A 14,384-nucleotide genomic window follows, 5' to 3' on the forward strand; every position below is an offset into this window, starting at 1 on the left:
CGTCATGGCCAAACAGAACATCGCCGAACAGTTCGTCGACATCCTCGCCCGCGCCGGAGTCAAACGCCTCTACGGCGTGGTCGGCGACAGCCTCAACCCGGTGGTGGACGCCGTCCGGCGCAACGCCGCCATCGACTGGGTCCACGTCCGCCACGAGGAGACCGCCGCCTTCGCCGCCGGCGCCGAGGCCCAGATCACCGGGAGGCTCACCGCCTGCGCGGGCTCCTGCGGGCCCGGCAACCTCCATCTCATCAACGGCCTCTACGACGCCCACCGCTCCATGGCGCCGGTCCTCGCCCTCGCCTCGCAGATCCCGTCCAGCGAGATCGGCCTCGGCTACTTCCAGGAGACCCACCCCGACCAACTGTTCCGCGAGTGCAGCCACTACAGCGAGCTGATCTCCAGCCCCAAGCAGATGCCCCGGCTGCTCCAGACCGCCATCCAGAACGCGGTCGGCCGCTCCGGCGTCAGCGTGGTCTCCCTGCCCGGCGACATCGCCGCGGAACCCGCCCCCGCCCAGGCCGCCGAGACCGCCCTCGTCACCGCCAGGCCCACCGTCCGCCCCGGCGACGCCGAGATCGACCGTCTCGTCGAGATGATCGACGCGGCCGACAAGGTCACCCTGTTCTGCGGCAGCGGCACGGCCGGCGCGCACGCCGAGGTCATGGAGTTCGCCGGGAAGGTCAAGTCCCCGGTGGGGCACGCCCTGCGCGGGAAGGAATGGATCCAGTACGACAACCCGTACGACGTCGGGATGAGCGGTCTCCTCGGCTACGGCGCCGCCTACGAGGCCACCCACGAGTGCGACCTGCTGATCCTGCTCGGCACGGACTTCCCGTACAACGCGTTCCTGCCCGACGACGTCAAGATCGCCCAGGTCGACGTACGGCCCGAACACCTCGGTCGGCGTTCGAAGTTGGACCTCGCGGTGTGGGGCGATGTGCGGGAGACCCTGCGCTGTCTCATCCCGAGGGTGCGGGAGAAGAAGAACCGGCGCTTCCTCGACAAGATGCTGAAGAAGCACGCGGACGCGCTGGAGGGGGTCGTCAAGGCCTACACCCGCAAGGTCGACAAGCACGTCCCGATCCATCCGGAGTACGTCGCCTCCGTGCTCGACGAACTCGCCGACGACGACGCCGTGTTCACCGTCGACACCGGCATGTGCAACGTCTGGGCCGCCCGCTACATCTCGCCCAACGGGCGCCGCCGCATCATCGGCTCCTTCTCCCACGGCTCGATGGCGAACGCGCTGCCGATGGCGATCGGCGCGCAGTTCACCGACCGGAAGCGGCAGGTCGTGTCGATGTCCGGCGACGGCGGATTCTCCATGCTGATGGGCGACTTCCTGACCCTCGTGCAGTACGACCTGCCCGTGAAGGTCGTCCTGTTCAACAACTCCTCCCTCGGCATGGTCGAGTTGGAGATGCTGGTCGCCGGACTCCCCTCCTACGGCACCACGAACAAGAACCCCGACTTCGCCGCCGTCGCCCGCGCCTGCGGTGCCCACGGGGTGCGCGTGGAGAAGCCCAAGGATCTCCCCGGTGCCCTGAAGGAGGCCTTCAAGCACAAGGGTCCGGCCCTCGTCGACATCGTCACCGACCCCAACGCCCTCTCCATCCCCCCGAAGATCAGCGCGGAGATGGTGACCGGGTTCGCCCTGTCCGCGTCGAAGATCGTGCTCGACGGGGGAGTGGGCCGCATGCTCCAGATGGCCCGCTCCAACCTGCGCAACGTGCCACGTCCCTAACCGTCGTAGGCCATCCAGTTGCGCTCACCGGCGTCGTTCGTGCCGTACCAGTAGCGGGGCAGCCCCTTGATGCCGCTCGTGCGGAACGGGCGGCCGTGGTCGTCGATGCGGACGGTGCCGGTGCGGCCCTGGGAGGACCAGTCGAGCTCCAGGTACCAGCGGCAGTCGCAGCCTTCCGTCCGGGCGGTGACCAGCAGCACCTCGGGGTCCTCGGAGGAGACGCGGTACGGCAGTTGCACCGCCGGGATCGGAGTGCCCTCGTCGCTGCCGGCCACCGAGTGGGCGATGGGGCGGTCGGCGTCCAGGTTCACGGCGAAGTAGCGGGGGCTGATCGAGCCGCCGCAACCATGATCCATGGCGTAGGAGTTGCCGGGCGCGGGCTCCGAGCGCCCGACGACCCGGACCCGGAGCGCCTCCAGGACGACGGCCGTCGTGCTGCGCCCCTGCACCGAGATCCGCACGTTCGTGTCCCGGCCGTGCACCGCGCCCTGCGTGGCCGCCCAGGTACCGGCGTCCTGCGCGGCGGGGGGCGGCGGGACCTCGGCGGGCGGCTTGTCGATGACGTAGTCGTGGCCGCACCCGAGCTGCCACACCTGGGAGTCGACGGCCCACGCGAGTGGAACGGCCGCCGGTGCCTTCGCTTCTGCGGTGGGGCCGGAGCTGGGGGTGGGTGAGGCGGGGGGCTTCTTCCGGTCGCCGGCCGTGGGGGTGGTGCTCGGGGACGCGGAGGGGGAGGGAGACGGACTCGGGCTCGGATCGGTCGAGCGGTGGCCCTTCGACGCCGTGGGCGTGTGCGGCGTGCCGGACGCGCCGGGCGGCCGCGCGGTGTCGGACGCGGAGGGGCGGCGGTCTGACGGCAGGGCGGACAGGGTGCCCAGCGTGGCGAGTAACGCGCAGGCGACCGCCGCACTGACGACGACCCTCCGTCTGCGGTACCAAGGGCGCGTGGCCGGCGTGGCCAGCGTGGGCCGAGGGCCGGTCGTCGGTTCCATGTCTTCTGTCGGCTCCACCGGCTCCCCTGGCTGCGCCAGGTCGGCCGATTCGGCTGACTCGGCCGGACCGTCCGGGGCTTGCGCGGCGGGAAGTCCCGCACCTTCGTTCCCGCCCCGAGGCCGTTGCCGTGCCGCCACCGCCAGCAGCCACCGTCGGTGCAGTTCCAGGCGTTCCTCCGCCGACGCCCCGCAGAACACGGCCAGTCGTTCGACGGGGGCGAAGTCCTGGGGTACGGCCTCTCCGGCGCAGTACCGGTGCAGCGTGGAGGTGTTCATGTTGAGCCGGCGTGCGAGGGAACCGTAGCTGCGGTCCGTGCGCGCCTTCAGTTCCGTCAGCAGCGCCGCGAACTCCGCGACGTCGTTCCCGCTCGACACCGTAGCCCCGTGTCTCTCCGACACCATTCCCCCATGTCCCGTCGACACCGTTCCCCCGGTGTCCCCCGGCCCGGGACCCGCATCCCAGGCTCTCGTATACCTGCACGTCAGATGGGCTGGGATGGTTCCAGGCCGGCGGATCGGGCGGGGAGCGTTGCACCCGGCGGCCGTGACGGCTGATGCTTCTGGTGTCGCACCGACCAGGGCCGGACCGACCCACCGGCGTCGCGGCGACCTTCCACACCCACACACTCACCGCACTCACTCACGGGGGACACCCATGTCCAAGCGCATCCGAGCAGCCGCGCTCACCGCACTCGCCGCCGCCGGTCTCGTCGTCGCCACCGCGCTCGCCGCACCGGCGGGGGCCGCCGCACAGGCGCCCGGATTCCTCTCGGCCAAGGACCTCCCGCCGCACGCCACCTCGTCCTGGACGGCCGGGCCGGTCACGGCCGGCGTACCGGAGGTGGTGGAGCTGGACACCTGCCTGAGCATGGCGCTCGGCGGCGGCCAGGACACCTGGTACCGCGAGTTCCGGACCGACCTCGACACGAGCGCCCGTCAGGTCAGCGTCGAACTGTCGGGCCTCAGCGCGGCGAAGGGCCGCTTCTCGCGGCTGAACCAGGACATCAAGTCCTGCCCGGCCAGGATCGAGGAGGCCGACCCGGAGATCGAGGTCACGCTCAAGGACTACGGCACGCTGCCCGTCGAGGAGGGCGCCCATGTCTACGGCCTGCACACCGAGACCTCCTGGGGCGCGACCGACATCCGTCTCCTCGCGGTCGGCCGGGACGGCACGACCGTGACGGTCGTCGACTGGGGCCAGATGGGCGACTTCGCCGACGCTCCGGTGAAGGCGTTCAAGAAGACGACCACCACCGCCGTCAACAAGCTCCACTGACCGGCGGCACACGAGAGCCGGACCGCCGCCCTCCCGCCACGGGGGTCGAGAGGGCGGCGGCTCCGCACCCGTCCGACCGCCACACCCAGCAGAAGCAGCACCAGACCGGCAGAAACGGGGAACACCACCCATGTACAGCAAGAACGCCATGCGCCGTGCCGCTCTCGCCGCGGGTCTCGCTCTGGCCCTCGGCGTCGGACTGTCGGCCCAGGCGTCCGCCGGCGCACCGCGCTCGGTGACCGGCAAGCCGTCCGACTCGGTCACCCGCATCGCCGACTTCTACGGCGCCTACATCGACGCCAAGAGCGACCCGGACCACGGCGGCAGGCTGGCGACGGAGCTGCGCACGTACTACGTCAACGCCGCCTACCTCAAGGAGCTGACGGCCTGGGAGGCGAAGAACGGCGTCGACGGCGTTCTGCACGCCCAGAACGTGCCCGTCCAGTGGAAGGTCACCGACAACGGCACCGCCGACCACACCGAGGCGGGCATCAGCCTGACCTGGGGCGACGGCTCCACGACCAAGCTGGTTGTCGACATGAGCCGCAGTCACCGGATCATCCACATCGGCACCAAGGGCCTTGAAAGCCCGTCGTAACCCTCCGTCGGCGGGGACGAACGGATTCCGGCCAACTTCGCGGGGCGCGCGAGGCCCGTCGCAGCGAGGCGGCGGGCCCTCGCGGTCGTGCACCCCGGCCGTCGTGCCGGGGACGTCGTGCGGGTGGGGTACGTCCAGATCCCGGCCCTCCGGTCGGAACCACCCGGCACACGCCGCACGGAAAGGTTCAGCGGCACCCGTGGCCCGTACCGTGCGGCGGCTCTCGCGTCGGTGGCCGGACGGCGGTGTGCAGAAAGGGCCCACCTGTCCGGGGACCCGTCCGGATGCCTGCCGCACCTGCGGAGAACGTCGCCGGAATGGCCGAACACCTGGTCGTTAACGATTGGACATGACTGGCCGCGTGCCCATCGGGCATGGATCCCCGTGAACGTGTTCGACCAGGAGGGGAACCGACATCGGCACGCGGGCGGGGGTCATGAAGAGGCAGGTACGGGGCAGCGGTTCCATGGCGATCGCGAACACCTCGGCGAGGAAAGAGACGACAGAGGACGACACCGAGGGCGCCGGGGATCAGGCACAGTCGCCCCAGCTCAGGCGCGAGCTGGGGCGGGCGGACCTGCGGGCGGTGCCCGAGGCACGCCGGGCGCTGCGCGAGCTGCTGCGGCAGTGGGGGAAGCCCGGGCGGTCCGACATTGCGGAACTGCTCACCAGCGAGCTCGTCACCAACGCGCTCGTCCACACCGACCACGCCGCGGTCCTGACGGCCACCGTCGGACCGCGTGGCCTCCATGTGGAGGTGCGGGACTTCGTGGGCCGCAGACCCCGGGTGAGCGCGCCGGTCGCCGACGACGGCACGAACGGCAGGGGCCTGGTCCTGGTCGACTCCCTCGCCGACGCGTGGGGTGTACGCGCGCACGGCGTGGGCAAGGCGGTGTGGTTCGACCTGGACGCCGAGGCGGCGTGAGGCATCACCCGGAACGGGAAGGGGCGTGACCCCGCGGGTCACGCCCCTTCCCGATGTGCTCGTTCGCTCGGTCAGCCGAACTGCTGCTCCAGGTCCTTGAGCTTGCGCTCGAGGGAGTCGAGCCGCGGCAGGGCCATGGTGTCGTCCTCCGCGGTGAGGTCGACGGAACGCGCGTCAGTGCTGTGGCGGACGGGCTGCAACGAGGGTCGGGTGCGTACGGGCAGTTCCTCCGCGCCGGATATGGCAGGCTCCGCGGAGACCGGGGCGGAGGCACGCTCCAGCGCGGCGGCCTCGACCTGGCGTCCGCCGCCACGGCCGGCGAAGCCGCGGTGGCCCCGGCTGATGGCCTTGAGCTGTGCGCGCTCGACCCGCTGCTGGCCGCGCCGCCGCTGCCGGGTCTCCTCCTTCTGGCGCTTGTCCTCGCGGACCTCCTCGACCGCCTCGTCGAGGCTGCGGACGCCCTCCAGGAGCATCAGCGACCAGGCGCCGTACGTCTCGCGCGGCGCCCGCAGCCAGCGGACGATGCGGATCTGCGGCAGCGGCCTGGGCACCAGACCCTGCTCGCGCAGGGCGGCCCGGCGGGTCTGCTTCAGCGCGCGGTCGAAGAGCACGGCCGCGGAGAGCGACATGCCGGCGAAGAAGTGCGGGGCACCGGCGTGGCCGGCGCCACGGGGCGCGTGCACCCAGTTGAACCAGGCAGCGGCGAACGCGAACGTCCACACCAGTATCCGGGAGCCGAGCGCCGCGTCACCGTGGCTGGCCTCGCGCACGGCGAGTACGGAGCAGAACATCGCCGCGCCGTCCAGGCCGAACGGCACCAGGTACTGCCAGCCGCCGGTGAGGCCGAGGTTCTGCTCGCCGAAGCCGACCAGGCCGTGGAAGGAGAGCGCGGCCGCGACCGCGGCACAGCAGAAGAGGAGGACGTAGGAGGCCGTGCCGTAGATGGCTTCCTTGCGCCTGCGGCGCTCCTCGCTGCGCTCCCACGAGTCGTCCGCGCTCGTGTCCTTCCCCGTGGTGCGCTTGCCGCGCGCGAGCACCGCTACCGCCGCCAGCATGCCCAGGAGCAGTACGGCGCCGGGAAGCAGCCAGTTCAGCGATATGTCGGTCAGTCTCATCTGGGGTCCCTTGCATTGGGATAGGGCGTAACGCCCGCCATAGTGGCCCAATCCCGTCGGCCCTCATGGGTTTTCGGGGCAAGAGGCCGCCAAGGAAGTGCAAGGGAATGCCCCAGGGCGACGTTCTGCTCGAACTGCCGCTTGAGGGGCGGGAGCTGAGTTCGAGTAAGACTACCTGTACGGGTGGTTCCACGGAAAGTTCCCGTGGCAGGTGAGGAAGTTGTGAATCGCCTGTAACTCGACGGGGTGTCCCACTCGCGGGTGATCCTATGGGGCCGTCCGGGTGATTCTTCCCGCGGGGTCCTCAACTCGCGGCGGCCAGCAGTCTGGTGACCCTCTCCGTGTCACAGGTGCGCGGGCAGGTGGCGCAGGTGTCCTCGGGTCGCACCGTGTAGAACATGCAGCAGCTGGCCCGGTCCCGGGTGGGCAGCGACTCGCCGTCCGGTCCGGTCAGCTCGCGGAAGGCCGCCGAGCCGACGTACGGCTTGGTCGCACCCGGCAGCAGCAGCTCCAGTTCGCGCTGGGCCCGCGCCTCCTCGCCGAGGAGGTGGGCGACGTACCAGAGCCCCTCCACGACCTCGTCGGTGGCCATGCCCCAGAGCGCCCGGCCGCGCCGCCGCATCCGGGGCCCGAACCCGGCGAGCACCGGCTCCAGGTGCTCCGCCGCGGCGGCCCGCACCTCGTCCCGCAGCGCCTCCTCGTCCGGGACCACCCGGGCACCGGGCAGCACGCCCGCCGGGTCGTCCGGCAGGCAGGCGAACGCGGTGGGTCGTACGGCCAGGCGCATCTCGCCGGGAGTGCTCCGGTCGTACGAGACGTGCGTCACGGGGAAGCGGGGGACCCGGCGGTGCGTGAACCAGGGGACGGTGATCAGCAGGCAGGCCGGCCAGGCGTACCGGTGCAGACCGAAGCTCGCGATCACGTCGGGGCGGGCCTGCTGGCCGTAGTCGCGCAGCACCTGGGCGTCGTCCCAGGCCAGGAACGCCTCCAGGGCGGCTCCACCCCGCGCGAGCTCGGCAGCGTCCACCCAGCCGGGGCCGGCCGGAGCGGGATCGCGCGGGCCCCGCTCGGTGACCGTGAGTCCGGGATACGCGCTGGTGAGGCGGGCGTACGCGTCCGCGAGGGGCGAGCCGGGCAGAGGCATGCGGGACCACCGATTCTCGGGCGACGGTGCGGCAATGAAAGGTAAGGCATACCTTACCTGTTGACTGTGGGATTTGAACTGGCGCTCGATACGCCTAAGGTGCTTGACGGGTGAGTAACAACCGCTCGTAATGACCCCAAGTGCTGACAACCCCGTCAGGAGGACCCGTGAAGCAGGGTGCGCAGGGCCCCGCCGGCGCGGGAGCGGGCACGGCGGGCGCACCGCGCGCGGGCGGGACGGGGGCCGTCCGGGTGCCTGCGCAGGCGACGGCGGCGGACATGGAGGGCGGGCGCCGGGCCGCGGAGGGTGCCGTCCGGGGCGAGCACACGCACAGCGAGCCGCCCCTGTCGCGCCCCCGTCCCCCCGTGGTGCAGCGTTCCTCCGTGCGTGGCCAGATCCTCGACGCGCTGCGTTCCGCGCTGGTCGGAGGGGAGCTCAAGCCGGGCGAGGTGTACTCGGCGCCGGTGCTGGGCGAGCGGTTCGGCGTCTCCGCCACACCCGTGCGCGAGGCGATGCAGCAGCTCGCGCTGGAGGGCGCCGTCGAGGTCGTCCCCAACCGGGGCTTCCGGGTGGTCGAGCGCGGGACGCGGGAGCTGGCGGAGCTGGCGGAGGTGCGGGCGCTGATCGAGGTGCCGGTGATGCTGCGGCTGGCGCGGACGGTGCCGGCCGAGCGCTGGGCCGAACTGCGCCCCCTCGCCGAGGCGACCGTCCGCGCGGCGTCCACCGGGTGCCGGGCCACCTACGCGGAGTCCGACCGGGCCTTCCACCGCGCGCTGCTGGACCTCTCGGGCAACGAACAGCTGGTGCGGATCGCGGAGGACCTGCACCGCCGGGCCCAGTGGCCCCTCGCGGGCGGCCCGATCGCCCGGGGGCGCGCGGACCTGGTGGCGGACGCGGCGGAACACCTGGCACTGCTGGAGGCGCTGGCCGCGGGAGAGCTGGACGCGGTACGGGCGCTGGTGGGGGAGCACTTCACCGGGGCCCGTTGAGCGGTGGACCGGCGTTGGCGCGGCTGTCCGGCCACGCCCGGCCAGGTGGTCGGTCGGCTTTGCCGGGAGGGCGGGGCGGGGGTCGCCGGGGGTATCGGGGTGAGGCCGAGTGTGGGGGCTGGGGCGGGCCGTCAGTTTGGGCGGGAAGTCGGCGCGGGCGGCCTCCGGGCCGGGCGCGGGACGGGCCGCCGCTGTTGCCCAGGCAATCGGGGGCGTTGTTGTGCTGACCTCGCGGTGGTGCTCCCGTGCCCCGGGGGCGACCACGCGGCCCCGACGTTCAGGCCACCGACCCGATCCGGCCCACCGGCCCCGGCTCCGTGTCGTGGTGGATCGGGGTGTGCGCGCCGGTCAGGGAGACGCCGCTGCCGCCCCGCCGGTCGGCGACGATCTCCGACGCGATCGACAGGGCCGTCTCCTCCGGGGTGCGGGCGCCGAGGTCGAGGCCGATGGGGGAGCGCAGGCGGGCCAACTCCAGCTCGGTGACACCGACTTCGCGGAGCCTCTCGTTGCGGTCGAGGTGGGTGCGCCGGGAGCCCATCGCGCCGACGTACGCCACCGGCAGCCGCAGCGCGAGCTTCAGCAGCGGTACGTCGAACTTGGCGTCGTGGGTGAGGACGCACAGGACGGTCCGCGCGTCCACCTCCGTGTGCTCCAGGTACCGGTGCGGCCACTCCACGACGATCTCGTCGGCCTCCGGGAAGCGGGCCTTCGTCGCGAACACCGGGCGGGCGTCGCACACCGTCACGCGGTAGTTGAGGAACTTGCCGACGCGGACCAGCGCCGACGCGAAGTCGATCGCACCGAAGACGATCATCCGGGGCGGGGGCACGGAGGACTCGACCAGCACCGTGAGCGGGGCTCCGCAGCGTGAGCCCTGCTCACCGATCTCCAGGGTGCCGGTGCGGCCGGCGTCCAGGAAGGCGCCGGCCTCGGCGGCGACCGTGCGGTCCAGTTCGGGGTGGGCGCCGAAGCCGCCGTCGTAGGAGCCGTCGGAGCGGACGAGCAACGCGCGCCCGGTGAGGTCCGCCGGGCCCGCCACGATCCGCGCCACCGCCGCCGTCCCACCGCGCGCCGCGGCGGCCAGCGCGGCGGCGACCACCGGGCGGACCGGGTCGCAGACCCGCACCGGGGTGACCAGGACGTCGATGACGCCGCCGCACGTCAGGCCGACGGCGAAGGCGTCGTCGTCGCTGTAGCCGAACCGCTCGACGACCGACTCCCCGTCCTCCAGAGCCTGTTGGCACAGGTCGTAGACCGCGCCCTCCACGCACCCGCCGGAGACCGAGCCGATCGCCGTGCCGTCGGCGTCCACCGCGAGGGCGGCGCCGGGCCTGCGGGGCGCGCTGCCGCCGACGGCCACCACGGTGGCGACGGCGAAGTCACGGCCCTGCTCGACCCACCGGTGCAGTTCTTCGGCGATGTCCAGCATCTCTCGGTCTCCTTGACGACGGTTGTGTGGAAGGCGGTTCGGAGGGGGCTAGTGCACGCCCAGCCAGCCCTCAATGGGACTGAGGGCGAAATAGACCAGGAAGATGCCTGTGAGGGCCCACATGAACGCCCCGATCTCCCGCGCCCGGCCCTGGCCGGCCTTGATCGCGACGTACGAGACGACGCCCGCCGCGACGCCCGCCGTGATCGAGTACGTGAACGGCATGATCACGACCGTCAGGAAGACGGGGATCGCGGTGGCCCGGTCGGCCCAGTCCACGTGCCGCGCGTTCATCATCATCATCGCGCCGATCACCACCAGCGCCGCGGCGGCGACCTCGCCCGGCACGATCGCCGTCAGCGGGGTGAAGAACAGACAGGCCGCGAAGAAGAGCCCGGTGACGACGGAGGAGAGGCCCGTCCGGGCTCCCTCGCCCACACCCGTCGCCGACTCGACGAACACCGTCTGGCCGGAGGCACCGGAGACGCCGCCGATCGCGCCGCCCGCGCCGTCGATGAACAGCGCCTTGGACAGGCCCGGCATCCGGCCCTTGTCGTCGGCGAGTCCCGCCTCGGTGCCGACGCCGATGATGGTGGCCATCGCGTCGAAGAACCCGGCCAGCACCAGCGTGAACACGATCATGCCGACCATCATCGCGCCGACCTCGCCCCAGCCGCCGAACTCGACGTGCCCGAACAGCGAGAAGTCCGGCATCGACACCGCGCTGCCGTGCAGTTCGGGAGCGCCGCTCGCCCACTGCTTCGGGTCGATGAAGCCAAGTGCGTTGAGAACGACGGCCAGTACGGTGCCGCCGACGATGCCGATCAGGATCGCGCCGGGCACGCCCCGTGCCTGGAGCACGAAGACGGCGAGGAGGGTGGCGGCGAAGAGCAGCACCGGCCAGCCGGCCAGCTCGCCGGCCGGGCCGAGGGTGACCGGGGTCGCCTTGCCCTGGTGCACGAAGCCGGCCTTGTAGAAGCCGATCAGGGCGACGAACAGGCCGATGCCCATGGTGATGGCGTGCTTGAGCGCGAGCGGCATCGCGTTCATGATCATCTCGCGTAGGCCGGTGACGACGAGCAGCATGATGACCACCCCGTAGATCACACACATGCCCATCGCCTGCGGCCAGGTCATCTGCGGGGCGACCTGGGAGGACAGTACGCCCGAGACGGAGAGGCCGGCGGCGAGGGCGAGGGGCGCCTTGCCGAGGAAGCCCATCAGCAGGGTGGTGAGGGCCGCGGCGAACGCGGTCGCGGTGATCAGGGCCTTCTGGGACAGGGTGTCGCCCGCGGCGTCCTTGCCGGACAGGATGAGCGGGTTGAGGAGGAGGATGTACGCCATCGCCATGAAGGTGGTGACGCCGCCGCGCACTTCGCGCGCGACGGTGGATCCTCTTTGGGATATGTGGAAGTAGCGGTCGAGCGCGGTCCTGCCGGACGGGGCGCGGGTGGCGGTGCGGTTGGCCGCGTCCTCGGCTGTGGTGCTGGGTCGGAGTGACGGGTGGGGCATGGGGTCGTCTCCCAAGTTTCACAGGGGGTTGGGATGTGTACGACCCGGGGGACGGCCCGAGGCGAACGTGTGTTGTGCTGCTGTCGGCGCCGGTGCGGCCGTCGGGTGCGAGGTTGCCCGGCGTCGGGGGTGCCGTTGCGCCCACCCGTGCCGCCCTGCGGCACGACTGCCCGCAACGGCAGTGGCGTTGTGAGATGCCCGGAACGGCAGCGGCGCAACGGCAGCGGCGATGTGAGGCGCCCGCCACGGCAGCGGCAGCGCTGTTCAGTGCTGCGCCGTGTCCGTGAGGTGCTCGGGCCTGACCGGTGTTCTGTTCAGCTCCAGGCCCGTCGCGTTGCGGATGGCTGACAGGACTGCCGGAGTCGACGACAGGGTGGGGGCCTCGCCGATGCCGCGGAGGCCGTAGGGGGCGTGGGTGTCGGCGAGTTCGAGAACGTCGACGGGGATGGTGGGGGTGTCGAGGATGGTGGGGATGAGGTAGTCCGTGAAGGACGGGTTCTTCACCTTCGCGGTCTTCGGGTCGACGACGATCTCCTCCATGACCGCCACGCCCAGGCCCTGTGTGGTCCCGCCCTGGATCTGGCCGAGCACGGACAGCGGGTTGAGGGCCTTGCCGACGTCCTGGGCGCAGGCCAGCTCGACGACCTTGACCAGCCCCAGCTCGGTGTCGACCTCGACGACGGCCCGGTGCGCGGCGAAGGAGTACTGGACGTGGCCGTTGCCCTGGCCGGTGCGCAGGTCGAAGGGCTCGGTCGGCCGGTGCCGCCACTCCTCCTCGACCTCCACGGCCTCGTCGCCGAGGACGTCCACGAGGTCGGCGAGCACCTCCCCGCCGTCGGTGACGACCTTGCCGCCCTCGAGCAGCAGCTCCGCCGTCGCCCAGGCCGGGTGGTACGAGCCGAATGCGCGGCGCCCGAGCTCCAGCACCTTCTCCCGCACCAGCTCGCAGGCGTTCTTCACGGCGCCGCCGGTCACGTACGTCTGCCGGGACGCGGACGTCGAACCCGCGCTGCCCACCTCCGTGTTGGCCGGATGGATCGTCACCTGGGCGACGCCCAGCTCCGTCCGGGCGATCTGCGCGTGGACGGTGACACCGCCCTGGCCGACCTCCGCCATGGCCGTGTGCACGGTGGCGGCCGGCTCACCGGCGACGACCTCCAGGCGCACGCGCGCGGTGGAGTAGTCGTCGAAGCCCTCGGAGAAGCCGACGTTCTTGATGCCGACCGCGTAGCCCACTCCGCGTACGACGCCCTCGCCGTGCGTGGTGTTGGACAGACCGCCGGGCAACTGCCGTACGTCCGCGCCCTCGCTGCTCTCCCACTGGCGCTCCGGCGGCATCGGCATCGCCTTGACACGGCGCAGGAGTTCGGCGACCGGCGCGGGGGAGTCGACCGGCTGCCCGGTCGGCATGAGGGTGCCCTGTTCCATGGCGTTGAGCTGCCGGAACTCCACCGGGTCCATGCCGAGTTCCTTCGCCACCTTGTCCATCTGCGCCTCGTACGCGAAGCACGCCTGGACCGCGCCGAAGCCGCGCATGGCGCCGCAGGGCGGGTTGTTGGTGTAGAGGGCGATGGCCTCGATGTCGACGTCGTCGACGACGTACGGGCCGACGCCGAGCGAGGAGGCGTTGCCGACCACGGCCGGGCTGGCGGAGGCGTACGCACCGCCGTCCAGGACGATCCGGCACTTGACGTGGGTGAGCTTGCCGTCGCGGGTCGCGCCGTGCTCGTAGTACAGCTTCGCGGGGTGGCGGTGGACGTGGCCGAAGAAGGACTCGAAGCGGTTGTAGACGATCTTGACGGGCTTGCCGGTGCGCAGGGCGAGCAGGCAGGCGTGGATCTGCATCGACAGGTCCTCGCGGCCGCCGAAGGCGCCGCCGACGCCGGCCAGCGTCATGCGCACCTTCTCCGGTGGGAGACCGAGCACGGGGGCGATCTGCCGCAGGTCGCTGTGCAGCCACTGGGTGGCGATGTAGAGGTGGACGCCGCCGTCCTCCTCGGGCACGGCGAGGCCGGACTCGGGGCCGAGGAAGGCCTGGTCCTGCATGCCGAAGGTGTACTCGCCCTCGACGATCACGTCCGCGCGCTCCCGGGCCGCGGCCACGTCGCCGCGGACGATCGGCTGGCGGTGGACGATGTTCGGGTGCGGGACGTGGCCGATGTGGTGGTCGGTGCGGTGCTCGTGGACGAGGATCGCGTCGGGGGCGGTCGCGGAGGCCTCGTCGGTGATGACCGGGAGTTCGCGGTACTCCACCTTGATCTTCGCGGCGGCGCGGCGCGCGGTCTCCGGGTGGTCGGCGGCGACGACGGCCACCGGCTCGCCGTGGTGGCGGACCTTGCCGTGGGCGAGGACAGGGGTGTCCTGGATCTCCAGTCCGTAGTTCTTCACCTCGGTCGGCAGGTCGTCGTACGTCAGGACGGCGTACACGCCGGGCGTGGCCAGGGCCTCGCCGGTGTCGATGGAGACGATCTCGGCGTGGGCGACCGGGGAGCGCAGGATCTGGCCCCAGAGCATGTCCTCGTGCCACATGTCGGAGGAGTACGCGAACTCGCCGGTGACCTTGAGGGTGCCGTCCGGGCGGAGCGTGGACTCGCCGATGCCGCCCTTGCTTTGGGACCCCTGGGTGATCTTCGTGGGAGCGCCGTTCGTCGGCATCC

11 protein-coding genes are annotated in these 14,384 nt (G+C 71.8%); 5 read left to right on the forward strand and 6 right to left on the reverse strand.

Features of this window, described 5'->3' with window-relative positions; genetic code table 11:
* Window positions 1-4 precede the first annotated feature (4 nt).
* The gene (locus ACGFNV_RS39680) at window positions 5-1,747 is read left to right on the forward strand and encodes a pyruvate dehydrogenase (RefSeq protein WP_393629595.1); all 1,743 of its coding nucleotides are present in this window, start codon (window positions 5-7) and stop codon (window positions 1,745-1,747) included.
* Here the strand turns inward: ACGFNV_RS39680 and ACGFNV_RS39685 are convergent.
* Entirely contained in the window at window positions 1,744-3,141 is a 1,398-nt protein-coding gene (locus ACGFNV_RS39685) for a helix-turn-helix domain-containing protein (RefSeq protein WP_393629597.1), read from the reverse strand. The two genes, ACGFNV_RS39680 and ACGFNV_RS39685, sit on opposite strands and share 4 nt — an antisense overlap.
* 253 nt (window positions 3,142-3,394) lie before the next feature.
* Here ACGFNV_RS39685 and ACGFNV_RS39690 point away from each other — a divergent pair, with 253 nt between their 5' ends.
* The 3 genes from ACGFNV_RS39690 to ACGFNV_RS39700 all read left to right on the forward strand — a co-directional run bounded on the left by ACGFNV_RS39690 (window position 3,395) and on the right by ACGFNV_RS39700 (window position 5,538).
* Window positions 3,395-4,015 (forward strand): hypothetical protein, encoded by a 621-nt coding sequence (locus tag ACGFNV_RS39690; RefSeq protein ID WP_393629599.1) that lies wholly within the window; start codon window positions 3,395-3,397, stop codon window positions 4,013-4,015.
* A gap of 130 nt (window positions 4,016-4,145) precedes the next feature.
* The gene (locus ACGFNV_RS39695) at window positions 4,146-4,613 is read left to right on the forward strand and encodes a hypothetical protein (protein WP_393629600.1); all 468 of its coding nucleotides are present in this window, start codon (window positions 4,146-4,148) and stop codon (window positions 4,611-4,613) included.
* Window positions 4,614-5,049: 436 nt separating this feature from the next.
* Window positions 5,050-5,538 (forward strand): ATP-binding protein, encoded by a 489-nt coding sequence (locus tag ACGFNV_RS39700; RefSeq protein WP_393629601.1) that lies wholly within the window; start codon window positions 5,050-5,052, stop codon window positions 5,536-5,538.
* Between the two features lie 71 nt (window positions 5,539-5,609).
* On the opposite strand, the gene ACGFNV_RS39705 is transcribed toward ACGFNV_RS39700, so the two are convergent.
* The gene (locus ACGFNV_RS39705; RefSeq protein WP_393629602.1) at window positions 5,610-6,653 is read right to left on the reverse strand and encodes a DUF2637 domain-containing protein; all 1,044 of its coding nucleotides are present in this window, start codon (window positions 6,651-6,653) and stop codon (window positions 5,610-5,612) included.
* 304 nt (window positions 6,654-6,957) lie between these two features.
* The gene (locus ACGFNV_RS39710; RefSeq protein WP_393629603.1) at window positions 6,958-7,797 is read right to left on the reverse strand and encodes a (2Fe-2S)-binding protein; all 840 of its coding nucleotides are present in this window, start codon (window positions 7,795-7,797) and stop codon (window positions 6,958-6,960) included.
* A gap of 167 nt (window positions 7,798-7,964) precedes the next feature.
* On the opposite strand from ACGFNV_RS39710, the gene ACGFNV_RS39715 reads away from it, so the two are divergent.
* The gene (locus ACGFNV_RS39715; RefSeq protein WP_393629604.1) at window positions 7,965-8,786 is read left to right on the forward strand and encodes a GntR family transcriptional regulator; all 822 of its coding nucleotides are present in this window, start codon (window positions 7,965-7,967) and stop codon (window positions 8,784-8,786) included.
* Window positions 8,787-9,063: 277 nt separating this feature from the next.
* Here ACGFNV_RS39715 and ACGFNV_RS39720 read toward each other — a convergent pair whose 3' ends face one another.
* The 3 genes from ACGFNV_RS39720 to ACGFNV_RS39730 all read right to left on the reverse strand — a co-directional run bounded on the left by ACGFNV_RS39720 (window position 9,064) and on the right by ACGFNV_RS39730 (window position 14,382).
* A complete protein-coding gene (locus tag ACGFNV_RS39720; RefSeq protein WP_393629606.1) occupies window positions 9,064-10,215 on the reverse strand; it encodes an XdhC family protein in 1,152 nt (383 codons plus the stop codon).
* Between the two features lie 48 nt (window positions 10,216-10,263).
* Window positions 10,264-11,727, reverse strand: coding sequence for an NCS2 family permease (locus ACGFNV_RS39725; RefSeq protein WP_393629608.1), 1,464 nt, complete (start codon window positions 11,725-11,727; stop codon window positions 10,264-10,266).
* Window positions 11,728-11,991: 264 nt separating this feature from the next.
* Window positions 11,992-14,382 carry a xanthine dehydrogenase family protein molybdopterin-binding subunit gene (locus tag ACGFNV_RS39730; protein WP_393629610.1) on the reverse strand — a complete coding sequence of 797 codons (2,391 nt, stop codon included), beginning with the start codon at window positions 14,380-14,382 and terminating at the stop codon, window positions 11,992-11,994.
* Window positions 14,383-14,384 lie beyond the last annotated feature (2 nt).

Origin of the sequence: Streptomyces sp. NPDC048751, from assembly GCF_043198595.1 — a bacterium.
Lineage (GTDB): Bacteria > Actinomycetota > Actinomycetes > Streptomycetales > Streptomycetaceae > Streptomyces.